At 54.7% G+C, this 18,263-nt stretch carries 16 protein-coding genes and 3 pseudogenes; 8 read left to right on the plus strand and 11 right to left on the minus strand.

Translation table 11 applies throughout. From position 1 onward, the window contains the following. Positions 1 to 61: 61 nt before the first annotated feature. Positions 62 to 1,144, minus strand: coding sequence for a DNA-binding transcriptional repressor LacI (gene lacI, locus WC7_RS23890; protein ID WP_007851507.1), 1,083 nt, complete (start codon positions 1,142 to 1,144; stop codon positions 62 to 64). A 352-nt stretch (positions 1,145 to 1,496) separates the two neighbouring features. Here lacI and WC7_RS23885 point away from each other — a divergent pair. After that, positions 1,497 to 2,467, plus strand: a pseudogene (locus WC7_RS23885) (zinc-binding alcohol dehydrogenase family protein). Between the two features lie 45 nt (positions 2,468 to 2,512). Here the strand turns inward: WC7_RS23885 and WC7_RS23880 are convergent. Both WC7_RS23880 and WC7_RS23875 read right to left on the minus strand, forming a co-directional pair. Further along, on the minus strand, positions 2,513 to 3,481 hold the full coding sequence (locus tag WC7_RS23880) for an IS5-like element IS903B family transposase (protein WP_072201439.1): 969 nt from the start codon (positions 3,479 to 3,481) through the stop codon (positions 2,513 to 2,515). 450 nt (positions 3,482 to 3,931) lie between these two features. Further along, positions 3,932 to 5,659, minus strand: a pseudogene (locus WC7_RS23875) (Tn3 family transposase); the annotation flags it as partial. A 158-nt stretch (positions 5,660 to 5,817) separates the two neighbouring features. Here WC7_RS23875 and WC7_RS23870 point away from each other — a divergent pair. From WC7_RS23870 to WC7_RS23860, 3 genes are all read left to right on the plus strand, one after another. Continuing rightward, the gene (locus tag WC7_RS23870) at positions 5,818 to 6,396 is read left to right on the plus strand and encodes a recombinase family protein (protein WP_016151342.1); all 579 of its coding nucleotides are present in this window, start codon (positions 5,818 to 5,820) and stop codon (positions 6,394 to 6,396) included. 175 nt (positions 6,397 to 6,571) lie between these two features. Then, positions 6,572 to 7,777, plus strand: coding sequence for a chromate efflux transporter (chrA, locus tag WC7_RS23865; RefSeq protein ID WP_004206572.1), 1,206 nt, complete (start codon positions 6,572 to 6,574; stop codon positions 7,775 to 7,777). Between the two features lie 10 nt (positions 7,778 to 7,787). Continuing rightward, positions 7,788 to 8,093 (plus strand): PadR family transcriptional regulator, encoded by a 306-nt coding sequence (locus WC7_RS23860; RefSeq protein ID WP_004206574.1) that lies wholly within the window; start codon positions 7,788 to 7,790, stop codon positions 8,091 to 8,093. Between the two features lie 128 nt (positions 8,094 to 8,221). Here the strand turns inward: WC7_RS23860 and arsH are convergent, their stop codons facing one another. Further along, positions 8,222 to 8,920, minus strand: coding sequence for an arsenical resistance protein ArsH (arsH, locus tag WC7_RS23855; RefSeq protein ID WP_016151343.1), 699 nt, complete (start codon positions 8,918 to 8,920; stop codon positions 8,222 to 8,224). 85 nt (positions 8,921 to 9,005) lie between these two features. Between arsH and WC7_RS23850 the strand changes: the two genes are divergently transcribed. The 4 genes from WC7_RS23850 to WC7_RS0124225 all read left to right on the plus strand — a co-directional run bounded on the left by WC7_RS23850 (position 9,006) and on the right by WC7_RS0124225 (position 11,490). Then, entirely contained in the window at positions 9,006 to 9,326 is a 321-nt protein-coding gene (locus WC7_RS23850) for a transcriptional regulator (RefSeq protein ID WP_004206577.1), read from the plus strand. 44 nt (positions 9,327 to 9,370) lie between these two features. Then, positions 9,371 to 10,660 (plus strand): arsenic transporter, encoded by a 1,290-nt coding sequence (locus tag WC7_RS23845; RefSeq protein WP_032946870.1) that lies wholly within the window; start codon positions 9,371 to 9,373, stop codon positions 10,658 to 10,660. A gap of 12 nt (positions 10,661 to 10,672) precedes the next feature. Then, positions 10,673 to 11,098: a glutaredoxin-dependent arsenate reductase gene (gene arsC, locus WC7_RS23840; protein WP_007898882.1), complete on the plus strand. Its 426-nt coding sequence runs from the start codon at positions 10,673 to 10,675 to the stop codon at positions 11,096 to 11,098. 113 nt (positions 11,099 to 11,211) lie between these two features. Next, positions 11,212 to 11,490: an EAL domain-containing protein gene (locus WC7_RS0124225; protein ID WP_007898884.1), complete on the plus strand. Its 279-nt coding sequence runs from the start codon at positions 11,212 to 11,214 to the stop codon at positions 11,488 to 11,490. 22 nt (positions 11,491 to 11,512) lie between these two features. On the opposite strand, the pseudogene WC7_RS24955 reads toward WC7_RS0124225, so the two are convergent. The 7 genes and pseudogenes from WC7_RS24955 to fecA all read right to left on the minus strand — a co-directional run. Continuing rightward, positions 11,513 to 11,771 (minus strand): annotated as a pseudogene (locus WC7_RS24955) (IS66 family transposase); the annotation flags it as partial. A gap of 49 nt (positions 11,772 to 11,820) precedes the next feature. After that, the gene (gene tnpB / locus WC7_RS0124230) at positions 11,821 to 12,159 is read right to left on the minus strand and encodes an IS66 family insertion sequence element accessory protein TnpB (protein WP_029497456.1); all 339 of its coding nucleotides are present in this window, start codon (positions 12,157 to 12,159) and stop codon (positions 11,821 to 11,823) included. A 53-nt stretch (positions 12,160 to 12,212) separates the two neighbouring features. Beyond that, the gene (gene fecE / locus WC7_RS23835) at positions 12,213 to 12,980 is read right to left on the minus strand and encodes a Fe(3+) dicitrate ABC transporter ATP-binding protein FecE (protein ID WP_004152282.1); all 768 of its coding nucleotides are present in this window, start codon (positions 12,978 to 12,980) and stop codon (positions 12,213 to 12,215) included. Then, a complete protein-coding gene (fecD, locus tag WC7_RS23830) occupies positions 12,981 to 13,937 on the minus strand; it encodes a Fe(3+) dicitrate ABC transporter permease subunit FecD (RefSeq protein WP_004118246.1) in 957 nt (318 codons plus the stop codon). It lies immediately after the preceding gene. After that, a complete protein-coding gene (gene fecC / locus WC7_RS23825; protein WP_004118243.1) occupies positions 13,934 to 14,932 on the minus strand; it encodes an iron-dicitrate ABC transporter permease FecC in 999 nt (332 codons plus the stop codon). The genes fecD and fecC overlap by 4 nt, the downstream gene beginning before the upstream one ends. Beyond that, entirely contained in the window at positions 14,929 to 15,831 is a 903-nt protein-coding gene (gene fecB, locus WC7_RS23820) for a Fe(3+) dicitrate ABC transporter substrate-binding protein FecB (protein WP_004118241.1), read from the minus strand. The genes fecC and fecB overlap by 4 nt, the downstream gene beginning before the upstream one ends. Positions 15,832 to 15,875: 44 nt before the next feature. Further along, positions 15,876 to 18,200 (minus strand): TonB-dependent Fe(3+) dicitrate receptor FecA, encoded by a 2,325-nt coding sequence (gene fecA / locus WC7_RS23815; RefSeq protein ID WP_016151346.1) that lies wholly within the window; start codon positions 18,198 to 18,200, stop codon positions 15,876 to 15,878. Positions 18,201 to 18,263 lie beyond the last annotated feature (63 nt).

An 18,263-nucleotide genomic window follows, 5' to 3' on the forward strand; every position in this document is an offset into this window, starting at 1 on the left:
CATAGAGTGTAAAGCCTGGGGTGCCTAATGAGTGAGCTGACTCACATTAATTGCGTTGCGCTCACTGCCCGCTTTCAAGTCGGGAAACTTGTCGTGCCAGCTGCATTAAGGAATCTGCCAACGTGCGGGGAGAGGTGGTTTGCGTATTGGGCGCCAGGGTGGTTTTTCTTTTCACCAGTGAGACGGGCAACAGCTGATTGCTCTTCACCGCCTGGCCCTGAGAGAGTTTCAGCAAGCGGTCCACGCTGGTTTGCCCCAGCAGGCGAAAATCCTGTTTGATGGTGGTTAACGGCGGGATATAACACGAGCTGTCTTCGGTATCGTCGTATCCCACTACCGAGATATCCGCACCAACGCGCAACCCGGACTCGGTAATGGCGCGCATTGCGCCCAGCGCCATCTGATCGTTGGCAACCAGCATCGCAGTGGGAACGATGCCCTCATTTAGCATTTGCATGGTTTGTTGAAAACCGGACATGGCACTCCAGTCGCCTTCCCGTTCCGCTATCGGATGAATTTGATTGCGAGTGAGATATTTATGCCAGCCCGCCAGACGCAGACGCGCCGAGACAGAACTTAATGGGCCCGCTAACAGCGCGATTTGCTGGTGACCCAATGCGACCAGATGCTCCACGCCCAGTCGCGTACCGTCTTCATGGGAGAAAATAATACTGTTGATGGGAGTCTGGTCAGAGACATCAAGAAATAACGCCGGAACATTAGCGCAGGCAGCTTCCACAGCAATGGCATCCTGGTCATCCAGCGGATAGTTAATGATCAGCCCACTGACGCGTTGCGCGAGAAGATTGTGCACCGCCGCTTTACAGGCTTCGACGCCGCTTCGTTCTACCATCGACACCACCACGCTGGCACCCAGTTGATCGGCGCGAGATTTAATCGCCGCGACAATTTGCGACGGCGCGTGCAGGGCCAGACTGGAGGTAGCAACGCCAATCAGCAACGACTGTTTCCCCGCCAGTTGTTGTGCCACGCGGTTGGGAATGTAGTTCAGCTGCGCCATCGCCGCTTCCACCTTTTCCCGCGTTTTCGCAGAGACGTGGCTGGCCTGGTTCACCACGCGGGAAACGGTCTGATAAGAGACACCGGCATACTCTGCGACATCGTATAGCGTTACTGGTTTCACATTTACCACCCTGAATTGACTCTCTTCGGGTGCTATCATGCCATACCACGAAATGTTTTGCGCCATTCGGAGGGGGCACGCCGAAGTGAGATTCAAAATGCCGACGTCAGTTCACAGGTGGGTAATGATACCAACGTGTTGATTTCGTATTTTCACTGACACCAGGATCATCCTGATGTTACAAGGATTGAATGACTACAGATTAAAATAGTCATCAACAGGTTGACAGCATTACCCAGCGCCCGCTTTCCGCGTATTTTTCGATTTGCACTGCCGGGGGCACTGGCGGGTATCGCGTTCCGCACACTTTTACATTTATTTATCTGGTGACTGACCTTTTTAAGGAGACAGAATGAAAGCCGTTGGTTTCTGGCAACCCGGGAAAGTACATCCGTTATTGAAGATTTGTCGCTTCCCCACCCATCCATGCCCAAGGGGCGTGATCTTTTGATCAGAGTCAGGGCGGTCGCGGTTAACCCACGGGACCTGAAAAGCCGGCGAAACATCAGTCCCTCTGCAGGCAATCCGGTAGTTATGGGATACGACGCTTCCGGTGTTGTTGAAGCAACCGGACCAGAGGTGACGCTGTTCAGGCCAGGTGACCACGTTTTCTATGCCGGTGTGCTCGATCGCCAGGGAGCCAACGCAGAGTTTCAGCTGGTTGACGAACGCATTACGGGGATAAAGCCGGCAGCACTAAGTTTTGAAGCTGCAGCGTCGGTTCCTCTGACCGGTCTGACAGCCTGGGAAATGTTATTTGATCGTCTGCAGTTGTCAGTGAACGGAGATGCTGATCAGACCCTGTTGATGCTTGGCGGTGCGGGCGGAGTCCCTTGTATGGCTATACAGCTTGCCCGCACTCTGAGTCGGGTGAACATCATCGGGACTGCCTCCCGGCAGGAGAGTGTCAGAGCGGTTCGCGGGTTTGGTGCGCATTATGTCCTGGATCATTCATGTGCGCTTGCGCCACAGGTTGCCAGCCTTGCTGGACTCCCTCCCATTACCCGGATTTTCTCAACGTACACCACGCCATCTGCCTGGGAAAATATGGCCGAAATTATTGCCCCACAAGGCCGTATCGGACTCATCGACGACCCTGAACCACTGGATCTGCGTTTGATCAAATTTAAGAGCGTTTCTGTTCACTGGGAGGCAATGTTTACCCGCCCCATGCATGCTACTGCGGACATGTCTAAACAGCATGATATTCTTAACAAACTCTCATGCATGCTGGATTCCGGTAAGCTCAAACCTCCGTTGCTGGCAGAGTATGGCAGGCTGAATGCTAAAGCACTTCGCCGGGCTCATGAGGGGCTTTGTTGAATAAATCAGATTTCGGGTAAGTCTCCCCCGTAGCGGGTTGTGTTTTCAGGCAATACGCACGCTTTCAGGCATACCTGCTTTCGTCATTTTGTTCAGCGCTCGTACCAGGGCCATAGCCTCCGCAACCTGACCATCGTAGTCACGCAGCGTCAGTGAACCCCCGAACAGCTGTTTTACCCGGTACATCGCCGTTTCCGCTATCGAGCGACGGTTGTAATCTGTTGTCCATTTCCACCGCGCATTACTCCCGGTCATTCGCTGATTAGCCACTGCACGGTTACGGTCTGCATATTCACCGGGCCAGTAACCTGCACCTTTTCGGGGAGGGATAAGCGCGCTGATTTTCTTACGCCGCAGTTCATCGTGACATAGCCGGGTATCGTAAGCGCCATCGGCGGCGGCTGACCTGATTTTCCTGTGGGTTTGCCGGATTAACCCGGGGAAGGCCTCTGAGTCCGTAACGTTGTTCAGCGACAGGTCTGCACAGATGATTTCATGTGTGTTGCTGTCAACTGCCAGATGCAACTTTCGCCATATACGACGGCGTTCCTGGCCATGCTTTTTGACTTTCCACTCGCCTTCACCGAAGACCTTCAGCCCGGTGGAATCAATTACCAGGTGTGCGATTTCACCCCGGGTGGGCGTTTTGAAACTGACATTAACCGACTTTGCCCGCCTGCTGACACAGCTGTAATCCGGGCAGCGTAGCGGAACGTTCATCAGAGAAAAAATGGAATCAATAAAGCCCTGCGCAGCGCGCAGGGTCAGCCTGAATACGCGTTTAATGACCAGCACAGTCGTGATGGCAAGGTCAGAATAGCGCTGAGGTCTGCCTCGTGAAGAAGGTGTTGCTGACTCATACCAGGCCTGAATAGCTTCATCATCCAGCCAGAAAGTTATGGAGCCACGGTTGATGAGGGCTTTATTGTAGGTGGGCCAGTTGGTGATTTTGAACTTTTGCTTTGCCACGGAACGGTCTGCGTTGTCGGGAAGATGCGTGATCTGATCCTTCAACTCAGCAAAAGTTCGATTTATTCAACAAAGCCCTCATGAGGACATGGAAAATAAAAATGTGAACGGGAAAATTGTTTTTTCAGGGTTCTGATGAACAGGCCTGTCAGAGTAAAAAAAGATTCGGGTTCAGCACAATGCTGAATTCTGTCTGGCTATAGAGTAAGAATCGTACCGGAATTGAGCATTTACCCTCAGTACCTGCGGATGAAAAAGCAGTCTGCCCTGACATACTGAACAATCCCTTCTCATAAGATGCCTCTCTTTTGCTGTTTAAAGAGCTGAGCAGTCCGGGCGGAGACTGACCTCGTTCCGCTTTCCAAGCGACCCCCTTGTTGAAAGTGCGACAAAAGAGATAGGGCGAATGACTATACTTCGCTCATAGCTGCCCGCCATGCCAGCTCAAAAAACAGGCTTAACGTAGGATATTTTCCGTTTTCCAAGCGGCCCCCTTTTAGGGTGAGGGAGCATGCCATAAACCAGATCGCCAAAAGGGGATGCTGCTGAAGGGACACTGTTATCCAGCGGGGTAATTTTCACGCCTTTATCCGATATATCAACATCGGGTAAATCACCGGCCAGCGCCATCGCGTTAACTTCTTCCAGACGCGATGCAAGAAGCGTCAAACGGCTCTTGATGTATTCATGGCAATCGGCCGGAACAGCAAGGGGTAACTGGTTATCCCGGAGTGATTTTTCAAAATCGTCTGACGGGATCAGATAATCATCGAAATTCCTGTAGCGGCGTGACCCCTTTACCCAGGTGTCACCTGAACGTAAGGCTCCCTTCAGTTCATTCAGCACGCAAAATTCGTAATATTTTCGGTCAATGCCGGTGGGGGTGATCACAACCTTTCTCCAGCTTTCCGGGATGAACCCGATTGGCGCGGAAGGCGGTACTTTTCGGAGTTGTTTTCTATACATATCTCTGACGGTATCCAATGCGTCACTGAGCTGCATTGCGGCGGGTGCAGCCCTGAACTGCAACACGGACAGCATCCGGGGGGCGTATTTACGCAACGTACTGTATTTTTCTGTGATCAGATGCAACGGGTCGAAGTTGTCCTTACGTGACAGGAACCGCGTCTCTTCCACGCTGTTGATGAATTCCTGCCAGGGAAGGACGTCTTCTATTGCGGCCCAGGGATCTTCCCCGGACTCTCTGGCGTTAAGTAATGCCTGTCCGACGGTAACGTATTGCTTCAGTTTACTCTGAATCAGCTTTCCCGTTTGCTGGAGCCGCTCGGCCTGAGTACGTTTTGCCCTGCTGAACAGACTACTCAGAATACGCTCGTGCAGATCAATAACTTCGTCAGTCAGGGTGGATCTGGCCTCCGATATGATACAAACCAGCGAGGCATAACGGCGAACATCCGTGAATCTTGCCAGATCCCGGCTACTCATTTTCCTGCCTTCGCGTGCGAGTTTCAGGAGTCGGTTCTGGTGAACGGAAAGTGCAATGCCGTCAGGGAGTGCCAGCGACTCAATCGCATTTAACCGGTCGATATGTTGCAGGACATTTTTACCATTAATTTTTCCCGGAGGCTGGAGCAGCCAGGCCAGCCGTGAAGGTTGCTCACCCTCAGATACCAACAGACGGTCCAGTGCCGCTTTATGCCCTGGTTCAAGCTGCGCGGTAAGCGCAGAAAAAACCGCCCTGTCGGCAAGTGTTGTTGCTTCGGCCAGGGTTCGTTCGATCACTTCAACAGAGGGGAAAATAACCTTATTATTGTGGAGCCAGGAGAGCATTTCCTCCGCAAGTAAAAAACCTCTGTCTGTCCGCATGGCGTGGGGATAAAGGTGGCGAATACAGGTTTTTTGCAGCGCCCGGTTAAAAGGGGATAATTCCAGGTAGCGGTAGAGTTCAGCCAGATGTTCCCAGCGGGTGACCTCTCTTGATGCATACTCGGCCCACAAATCAGACTGGACTTTCAAATGAGCCGCCAGCCTGAAGACAACACAGTCGTGAGGTGAAATACTTTTGTCGGGAGGAAACCCTAGTCCTCGCAAATAACAGAGTAAAACTGCAAAGCCCAGACGGTTAGCTGGCCTGCGGTGTTTATTAATGAGCGCGAGGTCATGTTCACTCAGAAAGCACATGCGCGTCAGAAATACGTCATCATCTGGCACAATCAACAAGCGTTCTTTTTCTTCACTACTGAGTATTTGTCTCCGTGGCATAAATGCTTCCCCTGCACATAGTTCATTAAAGTTATCATTCGCACTGACCGAAACCGGTCGGTTTCGTACGCCTCGCAAACAATATGTCCGAAAGTCAGCGAAATTTGTTTCGTACATACGTTATAATTCGGACACCCTTTGCGTACGGAAAGTTTCCTATGTCACGAGTTTTTGCCTACTGTCGGGTCTCCACTCTGGAACAGAATACAGAAAATCAGCGCCATGAAATTGAAGCGGCGGGTTTTGCCATCAGACCCCAGCGGCTGATTGAGGAACATATAAGTGGTTCGGTTGCTGCCAGCGAAAGACCAGGGTTCATCCGGTTGCTTGATCGAATGGAAAGCGGTGACGTATTGATTGTCACCAAACTTGACCGACTCGGCCGTAATGCGATGGATATCCGAAAAACAGTTGAACAACTGGCTACTTTAGATATCCGTGTTCATTGTCTCGCTCTCGGAGGTGCGGATTTAACCAGCCCGGCCGGAAAAATGACTATGCAGGTGATTTCAGCTGTGGCTGAGTTTGAGAGGGATCTGCTGATTGAACGCACACATTCAGGGATTTCTCGGGCAAGATCAGCCGGGAAACGCTTCGGTCGTCCGCCCATCTTGAGCGAGGAGCAAAAAAAAATAGTGTCAGAGCGCCTTAATTCCGGGGCCAGTATCAGTGCGGTTGCCAGAGAATTTAATACCACCCGGCAAACCATACTCCGGGTAAAAGCAGGACAGCAATAATACTGAATGTGAATAAAGCCCATAACTGGCCAGGCAGTTGAAACTGTTCTTGAAGTAAACATCTGGAAAGCATGAAACATCATTCTATCCACAGGGAGCAGTGGCTATTATAATCGAATTTCGATAACGAAATTCGATTATAATAGCCACTAAAACCAGCAATCAGGATCTGACCATGAACGATACTGCCAGGAATGATCACAGCCCCTGGGCTGTCTTTCTGATTTTCTTCCGACTTGGCCTGACATCCTTCGGCGGCCCAATTGCCCATCTGGGTTACTTCCGCGATGAGTTTGTGACGCGACGGCAGTGGTTGACCGAGCGCAGCTATGCAGATTTGGTCGCTCTGTGCCAGTTCCTTCCGGGACCAGCAAGCAGTCAGGTTGGTATAGCGCTCGGGCTGTCCCGGGCCGGTTATACCGGGGCGCTGGCAGCATGGGCCGGCTTCACGCTACCGTCAGCAGTTGCACTGATCCTGTTTGCGCTGGGGATGACCAGTTACGGGGATGTGATGCCCTCTGGTGTATTGCATGGGCTGAAAGTGGTAGCCGTTGCGGTGGTCGCGCAAGCTGTATGGGGCATGGCCCGAAATCTTTGCCCGGATATACCGCGTATTACTGTCATGGCAGTGGCAACCTGCTTTGTGCTTCTTGTGCCATCGGCCTGGGGACAGGTGGGAGTAATCGTCACTGCGGCTGTCACTGGCATGTTACTGTTCAAACCTCAGCAGACGACGGTACATGATCCGCTGCCCGTTTCAATACGGCGTCGCGTCGGATTGTTCTGGCTCACGCTGTTCTTTGTGCTACTGACAGGGTTACCATTGCTGACGGCGATATTCCCAAATCCGACGCTGTTAATGGTAGAAACTTTCTACCGGACCGGATCACTGGTTTTTGGTGGCGGGCATGTCGTGCTGCCATTACTGCAGACTGAAGTCGTTCCTTCTGGCTGGGTCAGCACTGATACATTCCTGGCTGGCTACGGCGCTGCCCAGGCCGTTCCTGGACCGTTGTTCACTTTTGCAGCCTTTCTCGGGGCTTCGATGAACCAGGTGCCTTCTGGCTGGCTGGGTGGTCTGGTTTGTCTGCTGGCAATTTTCGCACCGTCCTTCCTTCTGATTGTGGGAGCATTGCCGTTCTGGGAAAGTCTGCGCCGCAATATCCGTACACAAGCAGCGTTGCAGGGTATTAATGCAGCCGTAGTTGGCCTTCTGCTGGCAGCTCTCTATCAACCAGTATGGACGAGCGCAGTTCTCGCTCCGCAAGATTTCGGCCTTGCCCTTGTGGCACTGGTCGCTCTGATGTTCTGGAAACTGCCGCCGTGGCTGGTCGTAGTGAGTTGCGGTGTTGCGGGTTGGTTGTTGAGTTTAGCACTGTGAGGTTCCGGGCGTGACCGACAAAGATCTTTACGGCGGGATGATCCGTTTGCACATCCTGCATCATGCAGCCAAAGAACCCGTCTTTGGTCTGGGCATCATTGAGGAATTGCGACACCACGGTTATCAACTCAGCCCGGGTACCCTGTATCCGATGCTGCACGGTATGGAAAAGAAGGGGTATCTCACCTCACGACATGTTCAGGCCGGTCGACGAAGTCGGCGAGTATATGAAATCACCGGACAAGGGCACATAGCGCTAACGGACGCCAGAAACAGGGTGAAAGAGCTGTTCGGTGAACTTGTTGAAGGCAAATGATATGCCTATGGTTTTAGTCCGGTCTGCCGTCTTCTGAAAACGACAGACACATGTAAGATTATCCGCTGCCTGGCAGAAGGAGACTTTGTGAAAACGCTCATGGTGTGTATTTATACGATCAGAAGGCGTTATATTTTTTCCTGATTGACGCGGTACGAAAGTTCCTGATGACTCTCTTTTCGTTCGCTGTAGCGATCTGCAAGGTAGCTGGTTTGTCCCCTGAGCAGCAACGTAATTTTAAACAACTCCTCTGCGACATCTACGATACGGTCGTACCATGAGGACGGCTTCATCCTTCCGTTCTCATCAAATTCCTGCCAGGCTTTCGCCACCGAGGACTGGTTGGGAATTGTGAACATCCGCATCCAGCGGCCCAGAATGCGCATCTGGTTCACGGCATTGAAGGACTGCGAACCGCCGCAAACCTGCATCACTGCAAGTGTCTTGCCCTGCGAAGGACGAACCGCGCCTTCACTCAACGGTATCCAGTCGATCTGCGCCTTCATCACCGCGCTCATAGCCCCGTGCCGTTCCGGCGAGCTCCACACCATCCCGTCACACCATCTGACCAGCCCGCGTAGCTCGGAGACTTTAGGGTGCGTATCCGGGGCATCATCCGGCAGGGGTAAACCGGAGGGGTTAAAGAATTTCACCTCCGCTCCCATCGCCGTCAGCAGGCGACCTGCTTCCTCCGCGGCAAAGCGACTGTAGGAGCGCTCCCTTACTGAGCCATACAGGATCAGAATCCGTGGGGGCTCCTGCAGGTGCAGACGTTCGGCAATATGTTGATCAAAACAGTCAGTATTCAGGGCTGGAAATTGTTCCATTTTTCTCCTCCGGAGAGAACAGGTGATTTTAAAGTTAATATATATGATCTAACATATGTGTATTCTAAAGGGAACGGAGTGAAAAATGCTACAACCTGTTCAGCTTTTCAAAATCCTGTCGGATGAAACACGGCTAGCCATCGTCATGCTTCTCCGTGAGTCCGGAGAATTGTGCGTCTGCGATATCTGCGTTGCCACCTCCGAATCGCAGCCCAAAATTTCGCGACATATGGCTATCCTTCGCGAGGCTGATCTGGTTCTTGACCGTCGGGAAGGCAAATGGATCCACTATCGTCTGTCACCCCATATTCCGGCGTGGGCAGCAGAGACAATCACGACGACCTGGCAGTGTCTGCGCGAGGATGTACGTGAATGGCTGGACAAATCAGCCTGCACCTCCTGCTGAGGCAGGAAAACATATTTACAAAATCATATATGATGGGGTCTGAGATGCTTTTGGCAGGGAGTATATTTTTACTGACGCTGGTACTGGTGATCTGGCAACCCAGAGGCCTGAGTATTGACTGGAGCGCGAGTATCGGGGCTGTGCTGGCGCTGGGAACCGGTGTCATCCATATCTCTGATATTCCCGTTGTCTGGAATATCGTCTGGAACGCGACAGCGGCATTTATTGCGGTCATCATCATCAGCCTGCTGCTCGATGAGTCCGGCTTCTTTGAATGGGCCGCACTGCACGTCTCCCGCTGGGGTAACGGACGTGGCCGCCTGCTGTTCACCTGGATAGTCTTGCTCGGTGCCGCTGTTGCTGCTTTGTTCGCCAATGATGGCGCCGCGCTGATCCTGACGCCGATTGTGATTGCGATGCTGCTCGCACTGGGGTTCAGCCAGGGCACGACACTGGCCTTTGTCATGGCTGCAGGATTTATTGCAGATACGGCCAGCCTGCCACTCATTGTTTCTAACCTGGTGAATATCGTCTCGGCGGACTTCTTCGATCTGGGCTTTACGCAGTACGCCTCCGTTATGATCCCCGTGGATGCGGCAGCGATTGCGGCCACGCTGATCATGCTGCATCTCTTCTTCCGCAGGGATATTCCGGCAACGTATGACGTTTCGCTGCTGAAGACGCCTGCCAGTGTGATAAAGGATGCGGCAACGTTCAGGGCGGGCTGGATTGTCCTGTTATTGCTGCTTGTCGGTTTCTTCGTTCTGGAGCCGCTGGGGATCCCTGTCAGCGCGATAGCAGCTGCTGGCGCAGCAGTACTGTTTATCGTGGCGAAAAGAGGTCATGGCATCAACACAGGGAAAGTCCTGCGCAGTGCGCCATGGCAGATCGTGATTTTTTCGCTGGGCATGTACCTGGTGGTCTATGGCCTGCGCAATGCCGGGCTCACGGAGTATCTGTCTGGTGTACTGAACCTGCTGGCAGAAAAGGGGTTATGGGCAGCAACGTTCGGCACCGGCTTCCTGACCGCGTTCCTGTCGTCGGTGATGAACAATATGCCGACGGTGCTGATTGGCGCGCTGTCGATTGACGGGAGTACGGCGACTGGCGTCGTCAAAGAGGCAATGATTTATGCCAACGTGATTGGCTGCGATTTAGGCCCGAAAATCACCCCGATTGGCAGTCTGGCAACCCTGCTTTGGCTGCATGTGCTTGCCCAGAAAAATATAACGATCACCTGGGGTTATTACTTCCGCACGGGCATTATCATGACTCTGCCCGTGCTGTTTGTCACTCTGGCCGCGCTGGCGTTGCGGCTTTCCATCACTTTGTAATGAGATAAAGATATGAGCAACATTACCATCTATCACAACCCGGCCTGCGGCACTTCACGCAACACGCTGGAGATGATCCGTAACAGCGGTAACGAACCGACCATTATTTATTATCTCGATACGCCACCGACCCGTGATGAGCTGATTAAACTTATTTCAGATATGGGAATTACGGTGCGTGCATTGCTGCGTAAGAATGTTGAGCCTTATGAACACCTGGGCCTTGATGAAGAGAAATTCAGTGATGAGCAGTTGATTGATTTTATGCTTCAACATCCGATCCTGATTAATCGGCCGGTAGTCGTTACGCCGCTTGGCACTCGTCTTTGCCGCCCTTCAGAAATAGTGCTGGATATTCTACCTGAAGGTCAGAAAGGAGCGTTTACCAAAGAGGACGGCGAAAAGATCATTGACGAAACGGGGAAGCGGGTTAAGTAACCTGTTTTTTTCGTCTCATTTTTATCGTATTCGGGTGTCTGTCTGTACCATGCAGACGCTCGCTTTTTGTAATGCCAGCTAAAGAAACAGGCTTAACGTAGGATATTTTCCGTTTGCCAAGCGGCCCCCATATTGAATGGCTGACGGTACTGGATTTCGATGAGATAAAAATAGACCGTATTTTTATTGCCAATATTGATGACCCGGTGAAGCGAGCGCTACTTGTTTCTGTGGTGAAAGGGTTACGTGGTACTGGCAAACCACTGGTGTTTGAAGGGGTGGAAACGCCAGGACAGTTTGAATTCGTCCGTTCTCTTGGCCCCGGTTACCTAGTTCAGGGCTGGTATACCGGAAAACCCGAAACAATATCTGCGATGAATATTCAGGGTTAAAACGATACGGGGCCCGGCCCGTATCGGCAACCCGACCCGTCAGCGTATCGCTTTCTGTCTGAAGCCGGTTCAGGTCGGCTTCTATCTGCGCGATGCGGCGGGAGATTTATTCAGAACGACTGCCGAAGTTCATCCGGCGAAGCTTATCCAGCTGCGCCTGCAGATGGTCTATTTCGCGCTCCCGGTCGGCCTGCTTTTCCAGCAGGGCGCGGTTCAGCGCTTCCTGTTCGGACAGGCGCTGTTTCAGCAGAAGGATGTCGTCAGGGGGAGGTGTTGTTCATAAGCCCGCATTTTACCAGGCTTATTCAACGACAACCAGGATAAAGAGGCCTACAACATGGTCAGGGACGTAAGCAGTCTTTTAGGCTGCCGCCAGTCGATGCCTTCCAGAAGCATTGCCAGCTGCGCCGGGGTCAGGAACACTTTGCCATCGCGGGCAGAGGGCCAGGCGAAGCGGCCGCGTTCCAGCCGTTTGGTCAGCAGGCACAGCCCGTCGCCGGTGGACCACAGCAGTTTGACCTTACTGCCGCTGCGGCCCCGGAAGATGAAGACATGGCCGGACATCGGGTCATCTTTCAGCATCGTCTGCACCTTTGCGGCGAGACCATTGAAGCCGTTGCGCATGTCGGTGATACCGGCAACCAGCCAGATTTTGGTGCCTGTTGGCAGGTGGTTATCACTTCCTTTATCTGTCCTGTGATGATCCTTATGACTTCGCCAGACTACTTCACCACACACATGGGTCTGCCAGATACCGGTTCGGGATGGATTTCCGCTTCTACGCTGAACACCGTCTTTAGAAGCTCTGGTTTCATCACTGCTTCCGGAGCACCTTGCGCCATCACGCGACCGCTTGCCAGTACCACCAGATGATCGCAATAGCGGCTGGCCTGATTCAGATCGTGGAGTACCGTCACTACGGTTTTCCCCTGCCTTTTGAGTTCAACCATCAGGCGCATCAGTTCAACCTGATGATTGATATCGAGGTAGGTCGTAGGCTCATCAAGAAGAATGAGTGGGGTATCCTGTGCCAGCACCATCGCCAGAAACGCACGCTGGCGCTGGCCGCCGGAAAGCTGGGTTAACCTGCGGTCAGCCAGATTGCGCGTCCGGGTCTGACTCATTGCCACGTTGACCCGCTCGTTGTCTTCCGCGGAGAGTCGCCCCCACAACGACAGCCACGGGCTGCGGCCGTAGGAAACCAGTTCCCGTACAGTGATCCCCTCGGGGGATAAATGGTGTTGCGGCAGTAAAGCCAGGCGGCGAGCCAGCTGGCGGGCGGAAAAACCGGCTATGGGTTTTTCATCAAGCAATATCTCGCCAGAGTCTGGTGTTAACAGGCGAGAAAAACAGTTCAACAGCGTCGATTTCCCGCAACCGTTAGGGCCGAGCAGGGCCGTGATTTTTCCGGCAGGCAGGGCGAGAGAAAGTCCATCCAGCACGGTTTGTGCGCCATAGCTGACGGTCAGATTTTCAGTACGTAATCTCATTTATCGCATTCTCACAAGCAGCCAGACAAACCACGGTGCGCCGATAATGGCGGTCAGCACGCCTGCCGGAAGCTCCAGCGGCGGATGAATGATTCGTGCCAGCAGATCGGCAATGACCAGCAACAACGCGCCCGTCAGGGCCGAAACGGGCATCAGCCAGCGGTGACGCCCGCCGGCGATCCTGCGCACCATGTGCGGCACGACGAGACCAATAAAACTTATCGGGCCACAGACGGCCACGCCGGTTGCTGTCATCGCGACAGCCAGCATCAGCCCCTGGAACCGGGTGCGCTGAACCGACACGCCGAGCGTGGCTGCTCGTGCATCGCCCAGCGCCAGCAGGTCGAGATCGCGACAAAAGCGCAGGCTCAGCGGCAAAAACAGAATGAGCAACGGCACGGCAATCTTCACAAAGTGCCAGTCGCGCCCCCATAAGCTACCCGTCAGCCACAGCAGGGCACTGTTTACATCCTGCGGGTGCAGGAGCATCAGGTAATCCGTCAGGCTCGCCCAGCAGGCGGAAAGCGCCACGCCGGTGAGCGCCAGCTTCATCGGCTGGTGGGTCTTTGCCAGCATCTTCAGCAAGATCAACCCCGCCATACCGCCCGCAAAGGCCAGCAGCGGCAGCACCATCACGGATAGTGATGGCATAAGAAGCAGTGCTCCCACAGAGGCAAGGCTGGCGGCATGGTTAATGCCGAGAATATCCGGTGATGCTAGCGGGTTACGCACAATCCCCTGTACCAGCACGCCCGCCACGGCGAGGGCTGCACCGACAAACAGTGCCAGCAGCAAGCGCGGCAGTCGGTACTCCATCAATACATAATAATGCTCGCGTCCGTCCTGCCAGTCGGTCAGCAGCGCGCGCCACGGCACGGGGATCACCCCCATATGGAGTGATAACAGCGCACAACCTGCCAGGGCAAGGGTGATGAAAATGACCAGCGCAATTTTCATCCTCGCCTCCTCACCAGCCAGACAAAGCAAGGACTGCCAATCAGCGCCAGCACTGCGCCTGCGGGCAGATCGCCGGGGAAGGCCAGCGCGCGTGCGAGTACATCTGCCATCAGCATCAGCGTGGCCCCCAGCAGCATGCTCACCGGCAGTACGTTGCGCTGATCGAAGCCTGCCCAGAAGCGCGCCAGATGTGGCACCAGCAGGCCGATAAACGCCACCGGACCTGCCACACTGACGCACGCGCCAACCAGAAGCAGCACTAACATATTGATGATCAAACGTAGTCTCGGCAGGTTCACTCCCAGCGTATGGGCGGTACTGTCGCTGACGTTGAGCAGGTTCAGTTGATTCGCCAGCAGCAACACGACAGGGACTGCAGTGACCACCACCGGCAAGAGCTGCCAGACATCCTGCCAGTGGGCGTGGGACACTCCGCCTGCCAGCCAGTAAAAGATGCCGTAAGCATGATCTTCGGCCAGCAGCAGGGTGATGCGGGTCAGGGCCATACAAAAGGCCGACAGCGCGATACCCGCGAGGATCAGTTTGTTTCTGTCCTGGGTATGACGAAACCCGCCTCCTGCGGTCATGACCAGCAGCCAGCTCACGCCGCCCCCGCATGCCGCGATGAACGACAGGGAATAGCCTGCAACCGGCGTCGGACTCAGCGCGCTGGTAAGCGCCATAGCCAGCGCCGCGCCGCTGTTAATGCCGAGCAGTGAAGGAGAGGCCATTGGGTTGTGGGTCAGGGTTTGCAGCAGCGTGCCCGCGAGCGCCAGGCTTGCGCCGATCAGAACGGCGACCAGGCTTCGCGGCAAACGAAGGTTTTGCACCAGCGCTTCTGGTAGCGTTGGCGTGTGTCCAGGCAGCAGGGCGCGGATTGCGTCTGCTCCGGAAACAGGAATGGCCGAGTAGCAAAACAGACTCAGCCAGAAAATAATAATAAGTACTGCAACGGGAAGCCCCCACAGCAGCACCGGGTGTTTTAGCGCGGTCATTTCACATCGGTAAGCGGCTGATGGTGGAAGATTTTTACCGTGTCAGCGGCAATACGCTCTGCGGCAAAAATACCGCGCATCCGCGCCCAGGCGTTACTGTCGACTGAAGCAACCTGCTGCTTCTGCGCGGCGGTTAATATCTGCCAGAGCGGATCTTGTTGCCAGCGTTTAACAATGCTCTCTTCGCGATAGTGGGCAACCAGCAGCCAGGCAGGATTGACCGCCAGCAGTTGCTCCAGGCCGATGGACGGCATGGACGCGCCCGCCATCGCAGCGGGAACGTTCAGCCCCAGAGAAGCCAGCACGCTGCCGGTCCAGGTCTCCTGGGTATGCAGGTTGAATAGCTGTTCGCGTGATGTGCCAAAGGCCACGCGTGTCCCTGTGGGAAGCTGGCTGGCCCACTGCGCCATCTTCTCTTTATGTTGTTCCAGACGCGCCTGCATCTCTCGTTTTTTACCTACCACTTCGCCGATGATAGCCGCTGAGTGCAAATTTTCAGCGTAGGTTTCGTTGCGGGACTTAAGCAGCAGTACCGGCGCGATTTGCTGCAAGGCGGTGTAAATCCCCGCATGGCGACTGCTGTCGGCAATGATCAGGTCTGGTTTCAGGGCAGCAATGGCTTCCAGGCTCGGCTGCGCGCGCGTTCCGACGGACTGCCACGGTTTCAGGTGCGCACGCACTTCGGGCAGGATGCGTTTTGCATCGTTATCGTCGGCAATACCGATCGGGCTGACGTCCACGGCGGCCAGCGCATCGGCGAACGAGAGTTCCAGCACCACAATCCGTTGTGGCGTTTTATCGAGTGTAAACGTGCCGTGTTCGTCCTGAACCGTGGCGGCAAAGGCGTGGCCGATCACCAGCAGCAGGCCTGCAAAAAGAAAACGGATAAATGCCAACATAGTCACATTCCAGCTAAAAGCCCGGCAAGCCGGGCGTTAACACATCAGAACTTCAACGACCCCTGCATATACAGCGTGCGCGGCTGGCCTGCGTAGATGCCTTTGTTGTTGTCGTCATAAGAGCAGATGAAGTAGTCCTGGTCGAAGATGTTTTTCACACCGAACGCCAGGTTCAGATCTGCCATCTGCGGGCCAAAGTCATACGCCACGCGTGCGCCCCAGAGCATGAAGCCGGGAATGCGGCCGGTACTGCCGTCGGCGCTCTCTTTCACCGTATTGGCGTTATCCGCAAACTGGCTGGACTGGAAATCGCTGTTCAGATTGAACGTCCAGTTGCCCGGCTTGTAGTCCACGCCCAGCGTGCCTTTATGTTTCGGGGAGAATGGCACCTGATTGCCATAGGTGTCGCCTTTCTCGCGGATTTCCGCGTTCACATACGCATAGCTGGCGTAGACGGAAACGTTATCAAGCGTTGGCGTTAGCGTACCCAGGTCGTAACGTGCCTGCGTTTCCAGCCCGGTATGGCGCGTTTTGCCACGTGCAGTGACGGTGTCGTTGGTCTGGTTGGAGTCGTACTGATTGTTAAAGTTAATCAGGAACAGCCCCATTTCCGCCGTCAGCGCGCCGTCATCGTAGCGGGTACCGAGTTCCCAGGTTCGCGCTTTTTCCGGTTCCACATTGCCGCTTTGCACAGCCTTGCCAATCTGGCTGTACTGTACGGTGCCGAACGAGCCTTCAGTGTTTGCATAAAGATTCCAGCTATCAGTCAGGTGATAGAGCACGTTCAACGCCGGAAGCGGTGCGTTATAGCTCACCTCTTCGTGCGTGCCTTTGATGGCGTTGTTCTGGTATGACTCGATATGTTCGAAACGCATACCCGGCGTGATGGTCCAGTTGCCGATGTCGATTTTGTCATCCAGATACCAGGCGTGCGCCTCGGTGCCGGAACGCGTGTCGCGGTCGTAAGGGCTTGAGCCGGACGGCAACTGCCCGCTGCTGGTGGCGGTGTAGTAACGCATTTCATGCGTTGATTCATTCACATAGCGATAGCCCACGCCCACTTCGTGCGCGGAAGGGCCGATCATAAAGCTCTGGCTGTAGCGTGGCTCAATACCGCGCACCCAGTAGTTACGCGGCGAGAGGGTGATGCGTTTGCCTTGCTCCAGGTAGCCGCTGCGCAGGGTTTGGGTGTAGAACCCCTGAATGTTGAATTTATGCTGGCTGTCCGGCTGGAACTGGTAGCCCAGGCTCGCCAGCTTGCGACGGCCCCAGAAGCGGTCATACGGGCGGGTGGATTGCCAGCGATCGGCGTCGTAATCCGCGCGGGACAGGCCGCCGGGCATGTCGGCTTCACCATCGTAATATTGCAGCAGGCTGTTGAAGGTGTGCACCTCATTCGGCGCATATTTGCTTTTCAGCATCAGGTCGTCGATGCGGGTGGCGCTGTGCTCGCGCCAGTCACTGCCGCGCGTGCCGGAGTAGAGCAGCGCGGTGCCAAAACCGTTGTCCGCTGTGCCGCCCACCATCAGGTTGTGCGTCTCTTTCGGGTTGTTTTGTGAAGAGGTTGGGCTGAGCTGACCTTCCACCCCCGCCTCGATACCAAAGTCCTGCGGAATGGCGCGGGTAACAAAGTTCACCACGCCGCCCACGCTCTGCGGTCCGTAACGCACCGCACCACCACCGCGCACCACGTCAATGGCATCCATGTTGCCGAGCGAAACGGGAGCCAGTGAAAGCTGCGGCTGACCGTAAGGGGCAAAGGGGACGGGGATGCCGTCCATCAGGACGGTCGAGCGGCTGGCGAGGCGTGGGTTCAGGCCCCGGATGCCAAAGTTCATCGCCAGGTCGTGGCTGCCGGTGCCGTTGTTTTCCGGCGCGCTGACGCCAGGGATGCGGTTAAGCACCTCACGCATGGTGGTTGCGCCGGTTTTGGCGAAATCCTCACGGCGGATCACGTCACGCGCGCCAGCATGTTCAAATACGTCGTTTTCACGCGCATCGCCCAGCCAGTCGCCGACCACGGTCAGGGCATCTTCTTTTGGCGCGGGCGCGGTCTCCAGCGTCCAGCTGTTATTTCTCAGCGGTTTTACCTGCAGTCCGCTGCCGTCCAGCAGTTGTTGCAGGCCGCTCTCGACGTCGTAATCTCCGTGCAGGCCGTTGCTCTGCTTGCCGCGCGTCAGGCTGGCGTCAACCGAGAGGGTAATTCCGCTGTGTGCGGCATACTGATTGAGCGCTTTGTCGAGCGATCCCGGTGCGATATCAACCTGTGCAGCAAAAGCGGAAAACGAGAGACCGGCCAGCGGCAGCAGGCTCAGGCGAATGGCGTTAACCAAAGGTGTTGTTTTACGAAAAACGCGTAACGGCGTCATACCTTCTCCATCATCATTTTTGTTGTGTTCAGCTATGAGTCGAACGAGAAGGGTAAAAAGGAC

Source organism: Citrobacter sp. KTE151, from assembly GCF_000398845.1.
GTDB lineage: Bacteria > Pseudomonadota > Gammaproteobacteria > Enterobacterales > Enterobacteriaceae > Citrobacter > Citrobacter braakii.